Here is a 17,016-nt window from a genome sequence, read left to right as displayed (position 1 = left end):
TTCCTTCAGACCCTGCCGTTGGCCAGCAACGCCCTTGCCATTCGGATTATCTTCCCCTCAGTCGGGGTGATTCAGGTTTCTTTCAACCTGACGGGTTTGCCAGCTTCGCTGGGCAAACAAAAAAGCTCGGGTTTAACCGAGCTTTTTAAGATTTGGTATCAGCGTGAGCTGGTTGCTTATTTACTGGTAGCTGATTTCATGTATTTGAAGAAATCACCTTCTGGTTCTAATACCATCACATCATTTTTGCCAGCAAAACTTTCTTTGTAGGCTTCTAAGCTGCGAAGGAAACTGTAGAACTCAGGTTCTTTGTTATAAGCATCTGCATAAATTTTTGCAGCCAGTGCATCACCTTCACCGCGAGTGGTTAGGGCTTTACGTTCGGCTTCAGCAATTTTTACTGTAACGTTTGCATCAATCGTCGCACGGATAATTTCAGCTTGTTCTTTACCTTGTGCACGATGTTCTTTTGCCACAGCTTGACGCTCGGCACGCATACGTTGATAAATACTGTTACTGACGTTAGACGGTAAGTTAATCTGCTTAACTCGCACATCAACCACTTCAATACCTAAGTTTTCAGCGCTTTCAGAAGCGTTTTGTAATGCATCAGTTTGCAATTCATCACGTTTACCCGATACGATTTCTTTAATCGTACGGCGACCAAACTCGGTGCGTAAATCGTTGTTGATTTTAGCTTGTAATAAGCTTTCAGCATTGGCTTTAATACCACCGTTAGTTGAAAGATAATACTTTTCAAAATCATGAATACGCCACTTAACATACGAATCAACCATTAAGTCTTTCTTTTCAGAAGTCACAAAACGATCGGCTGCGCCATCAAGCGTTTGAATACGCGCATCTAAATAACGTACTTTATCAACGACAGGAATTTTAAAGTGTAACCCTGGAGCAAACACTTTAGTGACTTCGTCTTCTTTAAGGACTTTACCGAAACGAGACACAATTGCGCGCTCACCTTCGTTAACAACCATTAAAGATGAAAAACCAACCCCTAGTACGACCACTAAAATGATCAGAGCAAATCTACCCATGGTTAGTTCCTCCCTTGGCGAATACGTTCTTCGCGGCTGAGACGTCCATCAGACGACGTACTGGTAATAGGTGTATTCACGCCAATGTTCGAAACAGAATTAATATGACGTTCAGCTTCTGGTTCAGCTACCTGACGCGAAGATTTAGACGCATCCATTAGCTTATCTAGAGGCAAATACATCAAATTACCGTTATTTTTAGCATCAATTAACACTTTATTGGTGTCAGACATCACCACTTGCATCGCGTCTAAATATAAACGATTACGGGTTACGTCTGGTGCTGCATTATACTCAGGTAAAAGTTTTTCAAAGCGAGCCACTTTACCTTGTGCTTCTAATACTTCACGTTCTTTGTAAGCGTTAGCTTGTTGCGCCATACGTTCAACTTGACCACGAGCTTTAGGTTCAATTTCACGAGCGTAAGCTTCTGCTTCACGAATAAAGCGCTGCTCATCTTCCTGTGCAGAGATTGCGTCATCAAACGCATCTTTGACCTCTTCAGGAGGACGTGCTGGCAAAAAGTTAACGTCACGAATTTGTAGGCCTAATTTATAAGGCTCAATAATACGCTCTAACTCTTTCCAAGTATCACGGCGAATTGCATCACGACCAGTCGTTAAGATATCGTCCATGCGATTGTGACCAATCACATAACGTAACGCACTGTCGGTTGCTTCGCGTAAACTTTCATTCGCTTCTACAGCACTGAACAAGTAAGAATAAGCGTCAGAAACACTGTACTGAACCACTAATTCAACTTTGACGACGTTTTCGTCAGATGTCAGCATGCTGCCAGATGCAGGAATTGAACGAAACGACTCTACGTCTACGGTATACACTTCATCAATAAATGTGGCTTTCCAGTGTAAACCAGAACTCACCTCACCGATGTGTTGACCAAAACGAAGTAGCACGCCGCGCTCAGCTTCTTTAACTGTATATAACCCAGATAACCCCCAAATAATCAAGGCTATAACGGCTATTACAATCAATAAAGATGAATTAAATGGTTGGCCAGATGCGGAGTTACCGCCTTTGCCACCAAAACGTTTTGATAAATTACGAAAAACTTCGTCGAGATCCGGTGGTCCTTTATCGTTACCACCTTTATTTCCCCAAGGGTCTTTATTACCCTTGTTACCGGGCTCATTCCAAGCCATTTAGCACTCCATAATTGGATGAAATAAATGAGATTAACAAGTGACGTCTACTTCTGAAGGTTCAAAAATAAATGCCTCTAATTCCCCCTGACTCTGTTTAGCTAATCGGCGCCAATCGGCATCCGATAAACGAACAGATAAAATACAGTTCCCCAGATCGTCATAGTCTTTCTGCTGTATCGCATCCAGTCGATAAAACTGGCCAAGATAATGTCCTGCTGATGCAGGTATTTTCAATGTAAGCTCACAAATCACCTCACCGATAAGTTCGGTTATGGCTTTGAGCAGCAAATCAAATCCAATGCGTTTTTGTGCAGAGACCCATACACGTTCAGGTTTTCCGTCTTCGTTATAATCAATACGAGGCGCAAAATCTTCAAGCAAATCAATTTTGTTACATACAACTAATTGTGTGATTTCATCAGCGTCAATTTCTTCCAGTACACTTTGTACTTGGTCAAAGTTTTCAGTCATGTTTTCATCGGCACAATCAACCACGTGCAGCAATATCTCAGCTTGTCGGGTTTCTTGCAATGTGGCTTTAAACGCCGCCACTAAGTCATGCGGTAAATGACGAATAAATCCTACGGTGTCCGCTAAAATCACGGCGCCGTCTGGTAGCGCTAATTTACGTAACGTCGGGTCTAGAGTCGCAAACAACTGGTCTGCCGCATAAACTTCAGATGAGGTTAACGCATTAAACAATGTCGATTTACCGGCGTTGGTGTAACCCACTAACGACACAGTGGCTAAATCGCTGCGTTTACGTGCACGGCGGCTTTGCTCACGTTGTTTGTCTACTTTTTCAAGTCGGCGATTAATATTTTTAATTCGCCCACGTAATAATCGACGATCCGTTTCAAGCTGGGTTTCACCCGGCCCGCGCATCCCAATACCGCCTTTTTGTCTTTCTAAGTGTGTCCAACCACGAATTAGGCGTGTTGACATGTGGCGCAGTTGCGCTAGCTCCACTTGCAATTTACCTTCATGGGTTCTTGCCCGTTGGGCAAAAATATCCAAAATCAGCGTGGTTCTATCGAGTACTCGACATTGACAAACCATTTCAAGATTACGTTCTTGAGCTGGGCTAAGTGCATGATTAAATATCACCACATTAGCTTCAGTTGCTGCGACCATTGCAGCCAGTTCTTCCGCTTTACCTGTACCGATAAAAAACTTACGATCAGGAGAGCGTCTACTGCCAGTAATCACACCTACAGAGCGAGCACCAGCAGACTCAACCAACAACTGCAACTCAAGTAAATCTTCTCGACGTTCTTCGTCAGCAAAGTCGATATGAACCAGTACCGCTGTTTCACCCGCTTCATAACGATCAAACAAAAAGTATATTCCTTATCAAATTATTCAGCTGCGCTGTCTTCACCATGGGCAGAACCCTGATGGCCAGAGACATTAAATGGGCGAGCTGGTACTACTGTTGAAATAGCGTGCTTGTAAACCATTTGGCTCACTGTATTTTTAAGTAGGATGACAAATTGATCAAACGATTCAACCTGGCCCTGTAACTTAATACCATTCACTAAATAGATAGAGACTGGTACACGCTCTCGACGCAATGCGTTCAAAAATGGGTCTTGTAAAGATTGCCCCTTAGCCATTTTCAATTTCCTTTTTTATTTTAAAATATGTTGAATTAAGTTTTATTGTTTAGTTTTAGTATTATACAGCAACGGCTAATAAGCTAGCGGCTTTGTCGCATAAGCGTAACTAAATTCCCTTCTACACCACTTTCAAGCCACTGTAAATCAGGCCAACTCCTCAACCATGTTAATTGACGTTTGGCCAATTGCCTAGTGGCTGCGGTAGCTTTTTCGACCATAGTCGCATGATCAAATTCATTATCAAGGTACTGCCAACACTGCCTGTAACCTACACAGCGCATCGATGGCATATCTAAATGTAAATCACCACGAGCTTTTAACGTAGCAACTTCATCGATAAAACCTTGCTCAAGCATGATGTTAAAACGCTTTGCAATTAACTCATGTAACACTTTTCTATCATTGGGTGCAATCGCAAATTGCACAACATCATATGGCAAAGCCGCTGACTTTGTTTGCGTCAACTCCGTCATTGTCTTGCCGCTGATGCGATAAACTTCCAATGCTCGCGATAAACGCTGCGGATCATTTGGGTGAATCCGTTGTCCGGCGACCGGATCAATTTCACATAATTCTTGGTGTAATGACTCCCAACCATGGGTTTCTGCCTGCAACAAAATGTGTTGTCTTATGGCTTCATCAGCACTAGGCAAAGGCGATAAACCGTCTAACAATGCCTTAAAATACATCATAGTACCACCCACAAGGAGCGGTGTTTTGCCTCGGGCAATAATCTCTTCTATTGCAACGAGTGCATCCCGGCGAAAATCAGCAGCTGAATAACTTTCGCTAGGGTCAAGAATATCAATCAAACGATGTGGCGCAGCAGCTAATTCTTGTGCTGTTGGCTTTGCAGAGCCTACATCCATACCGCGATAAATTAACGCTGAATCAACTGAAATAATTTCGCAATTATGTTGCGTGGCCATATCGATGGCTAATGCCGTTTTGCCTGAAGCCGTAGGCCCCATCAAAAATATCACTTTCGGCCTGTTGATATTGTTCACGTTAATTATCTTTCATCCAAGTTTGCCAAGGTAATTCAGTTGCCTGAGCATAAATAGTTTGTTGCGTTGCCTCATCTAAACAACAGAATTGCTGCCAAATGGTTTGAGCTGACTCAAATTGCACCAAACTTTGTTTAGCTAACCATCCAGCAATGGCAATATCGTTAGGCTGCTCTAATGCAATCCAATGTAGCAACTCAGGGATTACAATTGCCAATTGGCTTTCCCTCAAATATGGGGGCACTTTTTTAATTATCAACTGCTGATAGCGAATTGTTAGTTCAATACCGATTTGCCGCAATAATTGATCACGATTGGATAAGATTTCATTCCAATCAGGATCGGCCGTAATAGACACAGGCATTAATAATGGTTGCGACACTAATCCATTAGCTAATTTAGCCAAGACTTCTGCCTTACGCACTGCAAGCAATACCGTTTTAAACGGCAAAAGTGATAACTTGTCGTCTTGGCAAATCACCCAATGTGCTGCATCTAATAACGGTGGCATGCTAACTTGCACACTCACTTCATTCAGTTGTGTCTGTCTACTTTCAGGCTGCGTGTGTAACAATTGCCCATAACTCTCAATGGCCGTTTTAGTGACACCGGATTGAGCAGGCACCGTAGGCTTTGTACCATAACTAGACTTAATTGCAGCTGAAGATCCCCCGAACGAGCTATTGTTTTTACCCGGAACATGCATTGAGCCATACTGACTGCTGCTATTGACCGCACGAGCTTGCGGGGATGGGGTCCACAAATCATTATTTAAGGCTGCAATGTCATCTTGCTGAACGTTATTATCAACAGGAGAATGAGACTCAACATCGCCCACATTGGTCTCTGACTGCTCTGAAAATCTTAACTCAGGCATTTGTACTAATGCAGATTGTATTGCCTGTAAAATAAAGTCATGTACGTAACGAGATTGATGAAACCTCACCTCATGCTTGGCCGGATGCACATTAACATCCACTTGATGTGGGTCTAACATCAGCATCAACACATAGCCTGGTTGATGATCTATGCCATGTTCGGCAAAAGCTTGTTTTACCGCATGATTAACTAATCTGTCACGCACTAAACGGCCATTAACATAAAAAAAGCTCGTATCTGTTAATACGATGTCATTAGGTGATTGCAAATAGCCACTTAAGGATAAGCCATCATGTTCACAGTTAATACTTAACGCTTGCTCAGCAAATGCGCGGCCACAAATTTGCGCTAAACGTTGCTGTGTTTGGATATCTGTATTGGCTGGACGATATTGACGGACTAATTTGCCATTATGGGTCAAAGCAAAATGTATATCGCTGCGTGCGATGGCGATGCGCTTTAGCCACTCATCAATATGGGTAAATTCAGTTTTATCACTTTTTAAAAACCGGCGTCTCGCTGGCGTGTTAAAGAACAAATCGACCACTTCAATCGTTGACCCTTGCGGGTGAGCCGCTGGGGTCACTTTAACGTCCATCTGTGAGCCTTCAGCATACGCTTGCCAGGCTTCAGACTGTTCAGCGGTCTTAGAGGTGAGCGTTAGACGCGATACCGAACTGATACTGGCAAGTGCTTCACCACGAAACCCAAAGCTCAAAATAGCCTCTAGGTCGTCTAAGCTGTGTACCTTTGATGTAGCATGACGAGACAACGCAAGTGCAAGTTCATCTTTGGCGATGCCCATGCCATTATCACGAATACGAATAAGCTTACTGCCGCCTTTGTCGATATCAATCTCAACCCGGGTGGCGCCTGCATCTAAGCTGTTTTCCACTAACTCTTTGACCACAGAAGCTGGGCGCTCAACAACCTCGCCTGCAGCGATTTGGTTTGCCAGTTGTGGTGGTAACAGCTCAATTGCCATATTAAGCCCTTGGGATCACAAGTGTTTGACCAATACGAACAACATCAGATTTTAAGTTGTTGGCTTGTTTAAGGCTTCTGACCGATACGCTATAACGTTGGGCAATAACCGACAATGACTCACCTCGCTTAACACTGTGTTTAGTGTTTGAAGCTTTAGCCATCAGCGTGTCAGCCGGTGCGTTATTTTCGAAATAGCGCAACACACCTTTGTAAATGGCACTTGCCAATTTTTCTTGATGATTACCGTTAGACAATAAACGTTCTTCGCCTGGGTTTGAAATAAAGCCGGTTTCAACCAAGATGGATGGAATGTCAGGTGACTTTAACACAGCAAAGCTTGCAGATTCTGGTTTGCGTTTGTGCAAATGAGTAATTGAATCTAAGTCGCGTAGTATGTCACCTGCAACAGAATGACTAATTGCCATTGAACTGTTCATCGACATATCTAACAACGTCATTGCAAGGTATTGCTCGCTGTCGGTATTTTGAATAATTTCACCCGCACCACCTAGTAGCTCAGAATGTTTTTCTTTTTGCTCTAACCAACGACCAATTTCACTGTTTGCACGACGCATCGACAAAACCCACACCGATGCTCCACGGGGTTGAGGAGAGGTAAATGCATCAGCATGAATCGATATCAATAAGTCTGCTTTGCTGTTACGTGCCAGCTCTGAGCGCTTGTTTAAATTAACAAAATAGTCACCCGTGCGAGTCATCACCGAGCGCATACCGGGCGTGGCATCGACTTTACGGGCCAAACGTTTCGCTATTTCGAGCACGACTCGCTTTTCGTGCATCCCTGACGGCCCAATTGATCCAGGATCTTCGCCACCATGACCGGCATCAATCGCCACGATAATATTTCGAGATGACGGATTTGCAGAACGACTCACCGACTGTTGCACACTAGATGACCCACCTGTAGTATCTTCTAAATCGACCACTAAACGGTTGCCATAAGGCGCTGTGGGAGGAAGGGTAAACAGACTGGATTTAACCGGTTTGGTTAAATCCATCACTAAGCGCAACATGCCTTTTTTAGGCGGTGTACTAAAACGGATTTTTTTAATTATTTTGCTGTTATTAGCAATTTTATCTAGGTTGATTTTTGCGCCGGTGTCTTGAATGTCGACCACTAACCGATGCGGACCAGTCAAACTAAAACTATCATATTTGGGGGCTTGAGTGAGGTCAAATACCACTCGAGTGGATTCAGGGGCTGCCCAAATACGCACACTGTCGAGTTGGTTTGCAGCCCAAGCAAAAGTTGGCTGCAAACATAACAGCATGATAAAAACAGGCGTAAAAAACGTATTTTTTAAAGTCATTATTATTTTAATTTATCAATTATTGCCTGCCCTGCAGGGGTTAAGGCGTTTAATTCAACTTGTCTTTGAGATTCTTTATAGCGTAAATGCAAATGAATGTCAGCCTCAGGCAATAGGCCATGACCATTATTTGGCCACTCGACTAAACAAATGCTTTTGTTAGTAAAGTAATCACGAATGCCCATAAACTCTAATTCTTCTGGATCACTTAAGCGGTACAAGTCAAAATGAAACACATCCATATCATCAAACTCATAAGGCTCAACCAAGGTATAAGTTGGACTTTTAACCGCCCCTTTATGACCTAAGCTTTGAATAATCCCCCGACTAAATGTTGTTTTACCCGCCCCTAAGTCACCGGTAAGGTATAAGGTTAATGGCGGCACCATCCACTGCGCAATTTGTTGTCCAAGCGCCACAGTAGCTTGTTCATTTTCAAGGGTTTTAAGCAGCGATGTCATCGGTAAATTCAGCTTCCGTAAAAAAGGGGTACAAGAATGCTAAATATACCAGAAGTTGAACCGGAACTCCCACTGTTATGGCGGTTATTTTTTGTTAATAAAAAAGCCAGCTATTGGGGATAGCTGGCAAAATACACTTCAGGAAGTCAATGCTAGGTTTAGAATTACTCGTTAAATATCATCCATACGGATTGTGCTGTGAACTAAGCGTTTTTGCTGAGTTTGCGCAACGCGAACTAAATCCATTAATGCACTCTTAATTTCTTCTGTTGGGCTGCTGATAGCGGTTTTTTCGAGTAATGCAATCAAACGGTTTTCTAAATCGAGGTGCAGTTCAAGTACTTCATCTTCATGCATGTTGGCGGGCAGCGTTGTTTCTGCACAGCGTTTGCTAAAATCTTCGAATGTAACGTCTTTATACCAGGTATTTAAAATTCTTGATGGTGCATCTTCGATGTAACTTTCTAGCGTTTCATAAATATGTCTTTGATGTTGTTGAAAATAAGTCAACATCATCTTCACTCTTGAAGAGTCTGCATTACGATCTAAGCGTTTATAAAGCTTCTCCATATCGAGATGACATTTCGCTACATAATCAAGTAATTCGCTCAGTTGTTGAATCCGCATAATACACACCTCGTTTAAAGCCCTAACAACTTAGGAAAATTTATCTTGAGTTGATTATCAAAGATTGTGAGCGGAAATTACTTGCGCAATGTCATGTTTTTAATCCTCTAACACCTCCTAATTTAGAGATTCATGAAGAAGTGAGTGATAGATCACGAGTTTTGTTAATTCTTCTCAGATTTTTTTAACATCCAAACCTGCAAATAACAGTGAAAATACACTCAATGCTTAAAAAACACCGATATTGTTCAAGTTTTAAACGCTAAACAACCTCTGTATCTTCACAAAACATGTAACATTTAGGTTAATTGATGATGAGAATTTGGAGTGAATATAAGCGACACAAAAAGATAATTAAACTGATAATATTTGGCTCTGAGGAATTTGAAGGAATGAGTTTGAAACGAGAAGGTTGATTTGGAGCGACCTTTCTTTTTAACAAAGAGCGGTTCGAACCGATGACGCTTTTATCTCTGTTAGCTTGGCTAAAAAAGATGGGGATTTTAGAGTTTGGGCTTTTGGAGCAATAAGAGTGATTTGTAGCAAGAAAGGTGATTTGGAGCGAACAGTCTTTTAAACAAAGAGAGGTTCGAACCGATGACGCTGTTATCTCTTCTAGCTTGGAAAAAAGATGGGTATCGACTCTTATAATTAACGCAACTGAGCTAATGTCGCAAACCAAAAATCAATACAGATTTAGCGCGTAGAGTTTCGCTAGGAATTGTTAACAGGGAGACATTGAAAATAGAAGATTGAAGATTGATTTGGAGCGACCTTTCTTTTTTAACAAAGAGCGGTTCGAACCGATGACCTATACCTTGGAAAAAGATGGGTATCGACTCTTATAATTAACGCAACTGAGCTAATGTCGCAAATCAAAAATCAATACAGATTTAGCGCGTAGAGTTTCGCTAAGAATTGTTAACAAGGAGAGCTTGAAAAGAGAATATTGATTTGGAGCGACATATCGGGTTCGAACCGATGACCTATACCTTGGTAAGGTATCGCTCTACCAACTGAGCTAATGTCGCAAATCAAAAAGTATTTGTAATTTGGAGCGAACAGTCTTTTAAATAAAGAGAGGTTCGAACCGATGACGCTGTTATCTTTGTTAGCTTGGCAAGGTATCGCTCTACCAGCTGAATCAATCTAATGTCGTCTGTAATTTGGAGCGACATATCGGGTTCGAACCGATGACCTATACCTTGGCAAGGTATCGCTCTACCAACTGAGCTAATGTCGCGTACTATTTGCTTCATTTGTAACAATCAGCAAGGTATCGTCTTTCAACCTGTGCCAACTGAGCTAATGTCGCATTTCAAATTACTTGAAATTTGGAGCGAACTTTCTTTTTAAACAAAGAGAGGTTCGAACCGATGACGCTGTTATCTCTGTTAGCTTGGCAAGGTATATCTTTACCAACAGAGTCTAGCTCGCATCATCTGAAATTTGGAGCGACATATCGGGTTCGAACCGATGACCTATACCTTGGCAAGGTATCGCTCTACCAACTGAGCTAATGTCGCGTACTGTTTGCTTCATTTGTAACAATCAACAAGGTATCGTCTTTCAACCTGTACCAACTGAGCTAATGTCGCGTACTGTTTGCTTCATTTGAAACAATCAACAAGGTATCATTTTCAACCTGTGCCAACTGAGCTAATGTCGCATTTCAAATTTTCAAATTTCATTTCGACTTTCTATGATTCAGAGTTTGGTGCTCTGTAGAAAGTTGAGGCCGCATTATAGGTAAATTTTACTATGCTGCAACCCCCTTTTTTAAAAAAATTGTTCGATTGGTTAAATTTTAAATACTTCTTTGCGATAAAACTGCAATTCTGCGATCGACTCTTTAATATCTTCGAGTGCTTGGTGAGTATTTTTCTTGCTAAAACCATTCATGGTTTCAGGGTTCCAACGACGTACTAATTCTTTAATGGTGCTTACGTCGATGTTGCGATAATGGAAGTACTCTTCAAGTTCTAACATGTACTTATTTAAAAAACGGCGATCTTGGCCAATGCTATTACCACACATAGGCGATGCACCTTTAGGCACATATTGAGCTAAAAACTCAATTGTTTGCCTAATTGCATCTTCCTCTGAGCATTGACTGGCACGAACACGGTCAACTAAACCCGATTCACCATGATGCTTTTGATTCCAATCATCCATTGTGGCCAATACTTCGTCGGTTTGATAAATCGCTAAAACAGGACCTTGAGCAATAATATTTAGTTCTTGATCAGTCACTAAGGTTGCAATTTCAATGACTCTATCGACAGCAGGTTCTAAACCAGTCATTTCTAAATCAACCCAAATTAGGTTATTCGCATCAGCAGCCATTATGTCGCCTTATATTGTCTATCGCCTAAATTCAGGCTTTTTTATAAAAGAGTGTGTATCATACTGTTTTTTTGAGACACAAAAAAACACCTATTTAATGAAGATAAGCCTGTGAGTAAAAAGAAACCACTAAGCCAAGGTCAATTACGCCGAATGCGTGCGAATCAGACTAAGCGACTAAAACGAAGCGATGCTAACGACGCTCCTGAATTACAGGACAATTTATTAGGCCCTGAGCAATCGGGTGTCGTGATTTCGCGTTTTGGCCAACACGCCGACATTGAAACAAGCGACGGCACAGTGTCGCGCTGTAATATTCGTCGAGCGGTAACCAGTTTAGTTACTGGCGATAACGTTATCGTTCGCTTAGCCACTGAAGTGCAAGCGAGTTCAAGTATTGGTGGTATTGTTGAAGCTGTCCACCCGCGTAAATCGTCACTCACTCGACCAGACTTGTATGATGGCGTTAAAATTATTGCCGCCAACATAGATCAAATATTGATCGTGTCATCAGTACTCCCCAGTTTTACGACACAAATTATCGATCGCTACCTTGTTGCCAGTGAAGACACCGATATTCCACCGATCATTATTTTAAATAAAATCGATTTATTAAATGATGAAAACCGGGATGAAATTGAACAAGCGCTTGCGCGTTATCAGGCCATTGGGTACCCCGTTTACCGTGTCAGTAGCCATACGGGTGAAGGCGTAGAAGACATAAAAGCCTTGCTTAACGAAAAAGTCAGCGTATTTGCAGGTCAATCCGGAGTAGGCAAGTCATCACTGATAAATGCGTTAATGCCTGAAGCAGACTTATTAATAGGTGATGTATCAGACAACTCAGGATTAGGTCAGCACACCACCACCACAGCAAAATTACTTCATTTTCAAAGTGGCGGCGATTTAATTGACTCACCAGGTGTTCGAGAATTTGCGCTATGGCATTTAGACGCCACTCGAGTAGGTTGGTGCTTTATTGAATTTAGAGATTTTTTAGGAACCTGCAAGTTCCGCGACTGTAAACACGGTGACGATCCTGGTTGCGCTCTGCGTGAAGCACTCGAAGCCGGACACATTACCCAAGATAGATTTAACAACTATCATCGTATTATTGCCAGTTTAGATGAGCAACGTCATGCGAGACATTTTCGCGCAATTGATGAATAATACAATGACTGGACCCTACATATGGTTCAACCAGAGAATATAAAGGAAACACATTGGACTCGATTAAAATTGCTTTGCAATACATGCTGCCCAAACATTTTCTGTCGCGTTTAGTCGGCAAGTTTGCTGCTGCAGAAGTGGGCGCCATTACAACGGCTGCGATTAAATGGTTTATCAAACAGTACAAAATTGATATGTCTGAAGCCAAACAGCCTGAGCCAGAAGCTTATAAAACCTTTAATGACTTTTTTACCCGAGCTTTAAAGCCAGAGCTTCGCCCAATTAACCAAGATGCGCATATTATGGCCCATCCCGTTGATGGTGCAGTAAGCCAGTGCGGGCCAATTGAGGCTGGTAATATTTTTCAAGCCAAAGGCCACAGCTACACCTCTGAAGCGCTACTAGGTGGCAATAAAGACGATGCTGCACGTTTTGATGGCGGAGACTTTGCGACCATTTACCTCGCACCAAAAGATTATCATCGTATTCATATGCCCATCACTGGCACCTTGTCTAAAATGACCTACGTACCAGGTGAGTTATTTTCGGTTAATCCATTAACCGCTCAGAATGTGCCAGGGTTATTTGCCCGTAACGAGCGCGTAGTGGCCATATTTGAAACAGCATCAGGTCCACTTGCAATGGTACTTGTTGGGGCAACTATTGTGGCCAGTATTGAAACCATTTGGGCCGGTACGGTTACACCACCAGGTGGCAAACAAGTCTTTAGCTGGGATTACCCAACCACAGGTCCTGAAGCGTTAACCTTAGAAAAAGGCGCTGAAATGGGTCGTTTTAAACTGGGCAGCACAGTGGTAATGTTATTTGCACAAGATGCCATTGAAACTTTTGCCGACGGTGTTGAACCTGGCGAAACAACCCGTATGGGGCAAGTGTTTGCAAAGCTTAATCAGCCAGTAAAAGACGCAGAATAAGCTAAAACAACCGCCTAAAAAGCTGTAAATTAACAAGCTCAATAAAGCCGTATTTTTATTAAGATACGGCTTTTTTTATGTGCAATACATAACATGATTATAATTCATCTGATTTACCATAAAAGCGTTAAGCTAAAGCCCCTAAAGACTCAAAAAAAATAGAATATAATTCATTAAGTTTGCTACCATTAGCCTATTCCAACTTGAGCTTAGTGATATGTTACGTCTAGCGTATTTTTTACTGTGTGTAATTGTGTTTTCTTGTTTGTTGGCGCCCGCTTATGCCAATACACCTATCACGCTCGATAAACGCCTGGGGCTTAATAATCAAGCTGATAATAAGCCGCTCGATATTCAAACTCAAATTACAGAGCTTGAAGGCAGTATTACTGAGCTGCAAATTGAGCAGCAAACCTACACTAATATTGAGCACTCTAATAATGAAGCCAAGTTGTCACTCAACCAACAGTTACGTGATGCACAAAAACCGTTAGCACTTGATGAAGAAATCGATCTTAACCAGCAAGCTTCAATGGCTTATTTTCACTTGTCTGAGCTAAAAGAAACCGAATCATACTTAACGCAACAAATACGACAAATTTCCCAACGCCAAACCCAACTACCGACATTAATTGCCCAGGCTGAAAATGCGTTAATCCAACATAATAAAACTCAGCAAGCACCAATTGAAACGCCTTTAGGCAAGCGCAATAAGCTCCAGGCTGACTTATTAAGCCAACATATTGCCACGCTCCAAGCTGAGCGTTTAGCTAATCCTAAGCAACTTGAAATCGTGCAATTACAACAGCAAGTTAATCGTTTAAATTTAAGCCAACAAGAAAGCTTTATCGAACTCATTAATAAGCAAAATATTGAATATCGCCAACAGCAAACGGCCGACACCATTGCCAATAACTTAATCGATGAGCAAGAGCTAGCCGACCCGTTGTCTCAAGAGTTAAGTCAGTCTAATCAGCAATATGCACAACAACTGCAAACCTTAACGAGTAACCACAGCTCAGTGGTTGAGAGACAACAGCGAATAGAGAAACGTTATCAGTCTCAAAATGCGCAATTAGCCAACGTGCTAGAACAAATCACCTGGGTTAAAACAAACTCAGCGTTTGGCGATCGCTTTTTACAAATGCTGCAGTCATTACCCAAGCCACCGAGTTTAGACAAACTGCAGACAGAGCTGGCTGATGCCCGATTACAACGCTATCAGTTAGAACAACAGCAAGCACTCAACACACAACAGCTCGATAACAGCCAACTCTTTAACGAAACCCAAGTTAAATTGTTACAGTCGCAACAAATATTAATTGAGCAATTACTGCAGGGGTATGACCAATATTTAGCTGAATTTGCAAAATTACGGATTGGCTACGAGCAACTCAATCAATTACATAACACCCTTAAAAACACTCTTAACGAACATCTTTTTTGGGTACCTAATGCACCAGGCATTGGAGGATTATGGCTTATTGATCTTACCCAAAGCACGATTTGGTTGGTGCAACCCAGTCAGCTAGATGCATTGCAACAAACATGGGCAAATCAAAGCTTTTACTGGGCTTGGTGGCTTATTTTGCTGCTGTCATGCTTAATGGCTCAAGACATGCTAACGCCAAAGTTTAATAACGCCATCAGTCGTTATTCTGTGTATGTCGGTAATGTGACCCAAGATAAATTCAAATACACCATTAAAACGCTTATTATCAGCCTGCTTTACGCCCTGATAAAGCCGTTGCCGGTGATTGTCGCCGGGATGATATTTTGTCGCTCCGAGCAAAATGTGGTGCATGCATTAGGAATGGGCGTCACCACGATAGGGGTGAGTTATCTTATTTATCGATTCTTTTACCTGCTCACAATTGATAAAGGCATTTTAATTAGCCATTTCAGACGACCTAAAAATATCGTTAATAAAGCACAAAAAATCATGGTGTCGTTTGTGGTTATATCAGCCCCATTAATTGGGCTAATGGGCTTTACCGAAGCATTAGAAACATCATTAGTGCGTAACAGCATTGGTCGTGGAGCCTTTATCATATTTTGTATCTTATTGTTTATGCTATATAAAAACATGATGGTGTTGATTGAGGAATATCGTAAAAATAAACCCAATGCCAATAACTTAGTTTTAGTGCAAAAGACGGCATGGGCGATATTGATTGTCACGCCTATATTTAGCGCATTACTCGCGAGTGTTGGTTATTATTTTACTGCGTTCCAATTGCTGTTGCAGTTACAAATATCCGTCCTATTAGGGCTTGGCTTTATTCTTATCTATCAATTAATCAAACGATGGATGTTAATTGAGCGACGTTTAATTGCGTTCGACCGTGCAAAAGCCAAACGTGCTGAGCGACTTGCACAGCGTGAAAGAGGTGAATTAAACAATGAGCCTATCGAAACCTACGAAGAGCCCATTGTTGATTTAGAAACCATCTCGAGCCAGTCATTAGGCTTAATGAGGTCTATCCTTTTTCTGGCTTTCTTTGCCAGTTTATTGGGCGTGTTGGCACAAACTCATACCGCCGTGTTCTCTTTTTTAGATGGCATTACTTTATGGACTACCACCAGCACCTTAAATGGCATTGAGCAACAACTGCCCATTACCCTAAAATCGATTATGTTTGGCATTATTCTCGTCGGCTTTTCAGCGGTTATTGCCAAAAACCTACCTGGTTTACTTGAGTTAATGCTATTACAGCGCCTCGACCTTGCTCCGGGTACCAGCTTTGCCATTACCACAGTGAGCAGCTACTTGGTGTTGTTTTTTGGTATGTTATTTGGTTTTTCAACCTTGGGGATGGAATGGTCTAAATTGCAGTGGCTAGTCGCTGCCCTCTCCGTTGGTTTGGGTTTTGGTTTACAAGAAATTTTTGCTAACTTTATCTCTGGTCTGATTATTTTATTTGAAAAACCCATCCGCATTGGCGACACGGTAACCATTCGCGATCTCACCGGTACGGTGAGTAAAATTCAAATTCGTGCTACCACGATTGTTGACTGGGACCGCAAAGAAATTATCGTGCCCAATAAAGCCTTTATTACCGAGCAATTAGTTAACTGGTCGTTGTCTGATCCTATTACCCGAGTCATTGTTAAAGTGTCAGTGTCGCGCGATGCTGACCCTACCAAAGTTGAAATGCTGCTTCATCAAGCGGTGCGTGAATGCGACTTGTCATTAGCAATCCCTGAGCCTGAAGTCTGGTTTGCTGGTTTTGGTGCTCATACTCAAGATTATGAAGTACGCTCTTATGCCAAAGACATGTCTGCACGCTGGCCGTTACGCCATAACCTGCATAAGCGTATTACTAAAAAATTAAAAGAAAACAACGTTGAACTTGCTTATCCACAAATGGAAGTTCACCTCAAAAGTAATCAAAAAGAATCACAGGTTCTGTTCAAAGGCTAACCGAATTAA

At 41.9% G+C, this 17,016-nt stretch carries 13 protein-coding genes and 3 tRNA genes; 3 read left to right on the top strand and 13 right to left on the bottom strand.

The genetic code is table 11. The features are described from left to right. Positions 1 to 176 precede the first annotated feature (176 nt). The 13 genes from hflC to orn all read right to left on the bottom strand — a co-directional run bounded on the left by hflC (position 177) and on the right by orn (position 11,478). Entirely contained in the window at positions 177 to 1,055 is an 879-nt protein-coding gene (hflC, locus tag IEY48_RS17360) for a protease modulator HflC (protein WP_188922599.1), read from the bottom strand. A gap of 2 nt (positions 1,056 to 1,057) precedes the next feature. Then, complete coding sequence (hflK, locus tag IEY48_RS17355) at positions 1,058 to 2,218, bottom strand: FtsH protease activity modulator HflK (RefSeq protein ID WP_188922597.1); 1,161 nt, start codon at positions 2,216 to 2,218, stop codon at positions 1,058 to 1,060. Positions 2,219 to 2,251: 33 nt separating this feature from the next. Further along, a complete protein-coding gene (gene hflX, locus IEY48_RS17350) occupies positions 2,252 to 3,559 on the bottom strand; it encodes a ribosome rescue GTPase HflX (RefSeq protein ID WP_188922595.1) in 1,308 nt (435 codons plus the stop codon). Between the two features lie 20 nt (positions 3,560 to 3,579). After that, positions 3,580 to 3,837 (bottom strand): RNA chaperone Hfq, encoded by a 258-nt coding sequence (gene hfq, locus IEY48_RS17345; RefSeq protein WP_188922593.1) that lies wholly within the window; start codon positions 3,835 to 3,837, stop codon positions 3,580 to 3,582. An 83-nt stretch (positions 3,838 to 3,920) separates the two neighbouring features. Then, entirely contained in the window at positions 3,921 to 4,847 is a 927-nt protein-coding gene (gene miaA, locus IEY48_RS17340) for a tRNA (adenosine(37)-N6)-dimethylallyltransferase MiaA (RefSeq protein WP_188922591.1), read from the bottom strand. Position 4,848: 1 nt separating this feature from the next. Further along, on the bottom strand, positions 4,849 to 6,711 hold the full coding sequence (mutL, locus tag IEY48_RS17335; RefSeq protein ID WP_188922589.1) for a DNA mismatch repair endonuclease MutL: 1,863 nt from the start codon (positions 6,709 to 6,711) through the stop codon (positions 4,849 to 4,851). A gap of 1 nt (position 6,712) precedes the next feature. Then, positions 6,713 to 8,044 (bottom strand): N-acetylmuramoyl-L-alanine amidase, encoded by a 1,332-nt coding sequence (locus tag IEY48_RS17330; protein ID WP_188922587.1) that lies wholly within the window; start codon positions 8,042 to 8,044, stop codon positions 6,713 to 6,715. Positions 8,045 to 8,046: 2 nt separating this feature from the next. Then, positions 8,047 to 8,505: a tRNA (adenosine(37)-N6)-threonylcarbamoyltransferase complex ATPase subunit type 1 TsaE gene (gene tsaE / locus IEY48_RS17325; RefSeq protein ID WP_188922585.1), complete on the bottom strand. Its 459-nt coding sequence runs from the start codon at positions 8,503 to 8,505 to the stop codon at positions 8,047 to 8,049. A 171-nt stretch (positions 8,506 to 8,676) separates the two neighbouring features. After that, on the bottom strand, positions 8,677 to 9,132 hold the full coding sequence (locus IEY48_RS17320; RefSeq protein ID WP_188922584.1) for a hypothetical protein: 456 nt from the start codon (positions 9,130 to 9,132) through the stop codon (positions 8,677 to 8,679). A gap of 955 nt (positions 9,133 to 10,087) precedes the next feature. Then, positions 10,088 to 10,163: transfer RNA gene (locus tag IEY48_RS17315), tRNA-Gly, on the bottom strand. 136 nt (positions 10,164 to 10,299) lie between these two features. Further along, positions 10,300 to 10,375, bottom strand: a tRNA-Gly gene (locus IEY48_RS17310). Positions 10,376 to 10,582: 207 nt separating this feature from the next. Further along, positions 10,583 to 10,658 (bottom strand) — tRNA-Gly (locus tag IEY48_RS17305). 274 nt (positions 10,659 to 10,932) lie between these two features. Continuing rightward, positions 10,933 to 11,478, bottom strand: a complete 546-nt coding sequence (orn, locus tag IEY48_RS17300; protein ID WP_188922582.1) for an oligoribonuclease — start codon at positions 11,476 to 11,478, stop codon at positions 10,933 to 10,935. Positions 11,479 to 11,589: 111 nt separating this feature from the next. Here orn and rsgA point away from each other — a divergent pair, with 111 nt between their 5' ends. From rsgA to IEY48_RS17285, 3 genes are all read left to right on the top strand, one after another. Beyond that, positions 11,590 to 12,648: a small ribosomal subunit biogenesis GTPase RsgA gene (gene rsgA, locus IEY48_RS17295; protein WP_188922580.1), complete on the top strand. Its 1,059-nt coding sequence runs from the start codon at positions 11,590 to 11,592 to the stop codon at positions 12,646 to 12,648. Positions 12,649 to 12,701: 53 nt separating this feature from the next. After that, positions 12,702 to 13,583: an archaetidylserine decarboxylase gene (gene asd / locus IEY48_RS17290; protein WP_188922578.1), complete on the top strand. Its 882-nt coding sequence runs from the start codon at positions 12,702 to 12,704 to the stop codon at positions 13,581 to 13,583. A gap of 217 nt (positions 13,584 to 13,800) precedes the next feature. Beyond that, positions 13,801 to 17,007, top strand: a complete 3,207-nt coding sequence (locus IEY48_RS17285) for a mechanosensitive ion channel domain-containing protein (RefSeq protein WP_188922576.1) — start codon at positions 13,801 to 13,803, stop codon at positions 17,005 to 17,007. Positions 17,008 to 17,016: the final 9 nt, after the last annotated feature.

Source organism: Shewanella saliphila (genome assembly GCF_014648295.1).
Lineage (GTDB): Bacteria > Pseudomonadota > Gammaproteobacteria > Enterobacterales > Shewanellaceae > Shewanella > Shewanella saliphila.
Note: the sequence above shows the minus strand (reverse complement) of the source record. Positions and strands in the feature narration are given on the sequence as shown.

Bases quoted from the DNA above. Each gene is read 5' to 3' on its own strand.
- hflC (WP_188922599.1), bottom strand. From the start codon at position 1,055: ATGGGTAGATTTGCTCTGATCATTTTAGTGGTCGTACTAGGGGTTGGT.
- hfq (WP_188922593.1), bottom strand. From the start codon at position 3,837: ATGGCTAAGGGGCAATCTTTACAAGACCCATTTTTGAACGCATTGCGT.
- hflK (WP_188922597.1), bottom strand. From the start codon at position 2,218: ATGGCTTGGAATGAGCCCGGTAACAAGGGTAATAAAGACCCTTGGGGA.
- IEY48_RS17320 (WP_188922584.1), bottom strand. From the start codon at position 9,132: ATGCGGATTCAACAACTGAGCGAATTACTTGATTATGTAGCGAAATGT.
- orn (WP_188922582.1), bottom strand. From the start codon at position 11,478: ATGGCTGCTGATGCGAATAACCTAATTTGGGTTGATTTAGAAATGACT.
- tsaE (WP_188922585.1), bottom strand. From the start codon at position 8,505: ATGACATCGCTGCTTAAAACCCTTGAAAATGAACAAGCTACTGTGGCG.
- IEY48_RS17330 (WP_188922587.1), bottom strand. From the start codon at position 8,044: ATGACTTTAAAAAATACGTTTTTTACGCCTGTTTTTATCATGCTGTTA.
- IEY48_RS17285 (WP_188922576.1), top strand. From the start codon at position 13,801: ATGTTACGTCTAGCGTATTTTTTACTGTGTGTAATTGTGTTTTCTTGT.
- mutL (WP_188922589.1), bottom strand. From the start codon at position 6,711: ATGGCAATTGAGCTGTTACCACCACAACTGGCAAACCAAATCGCTGCA.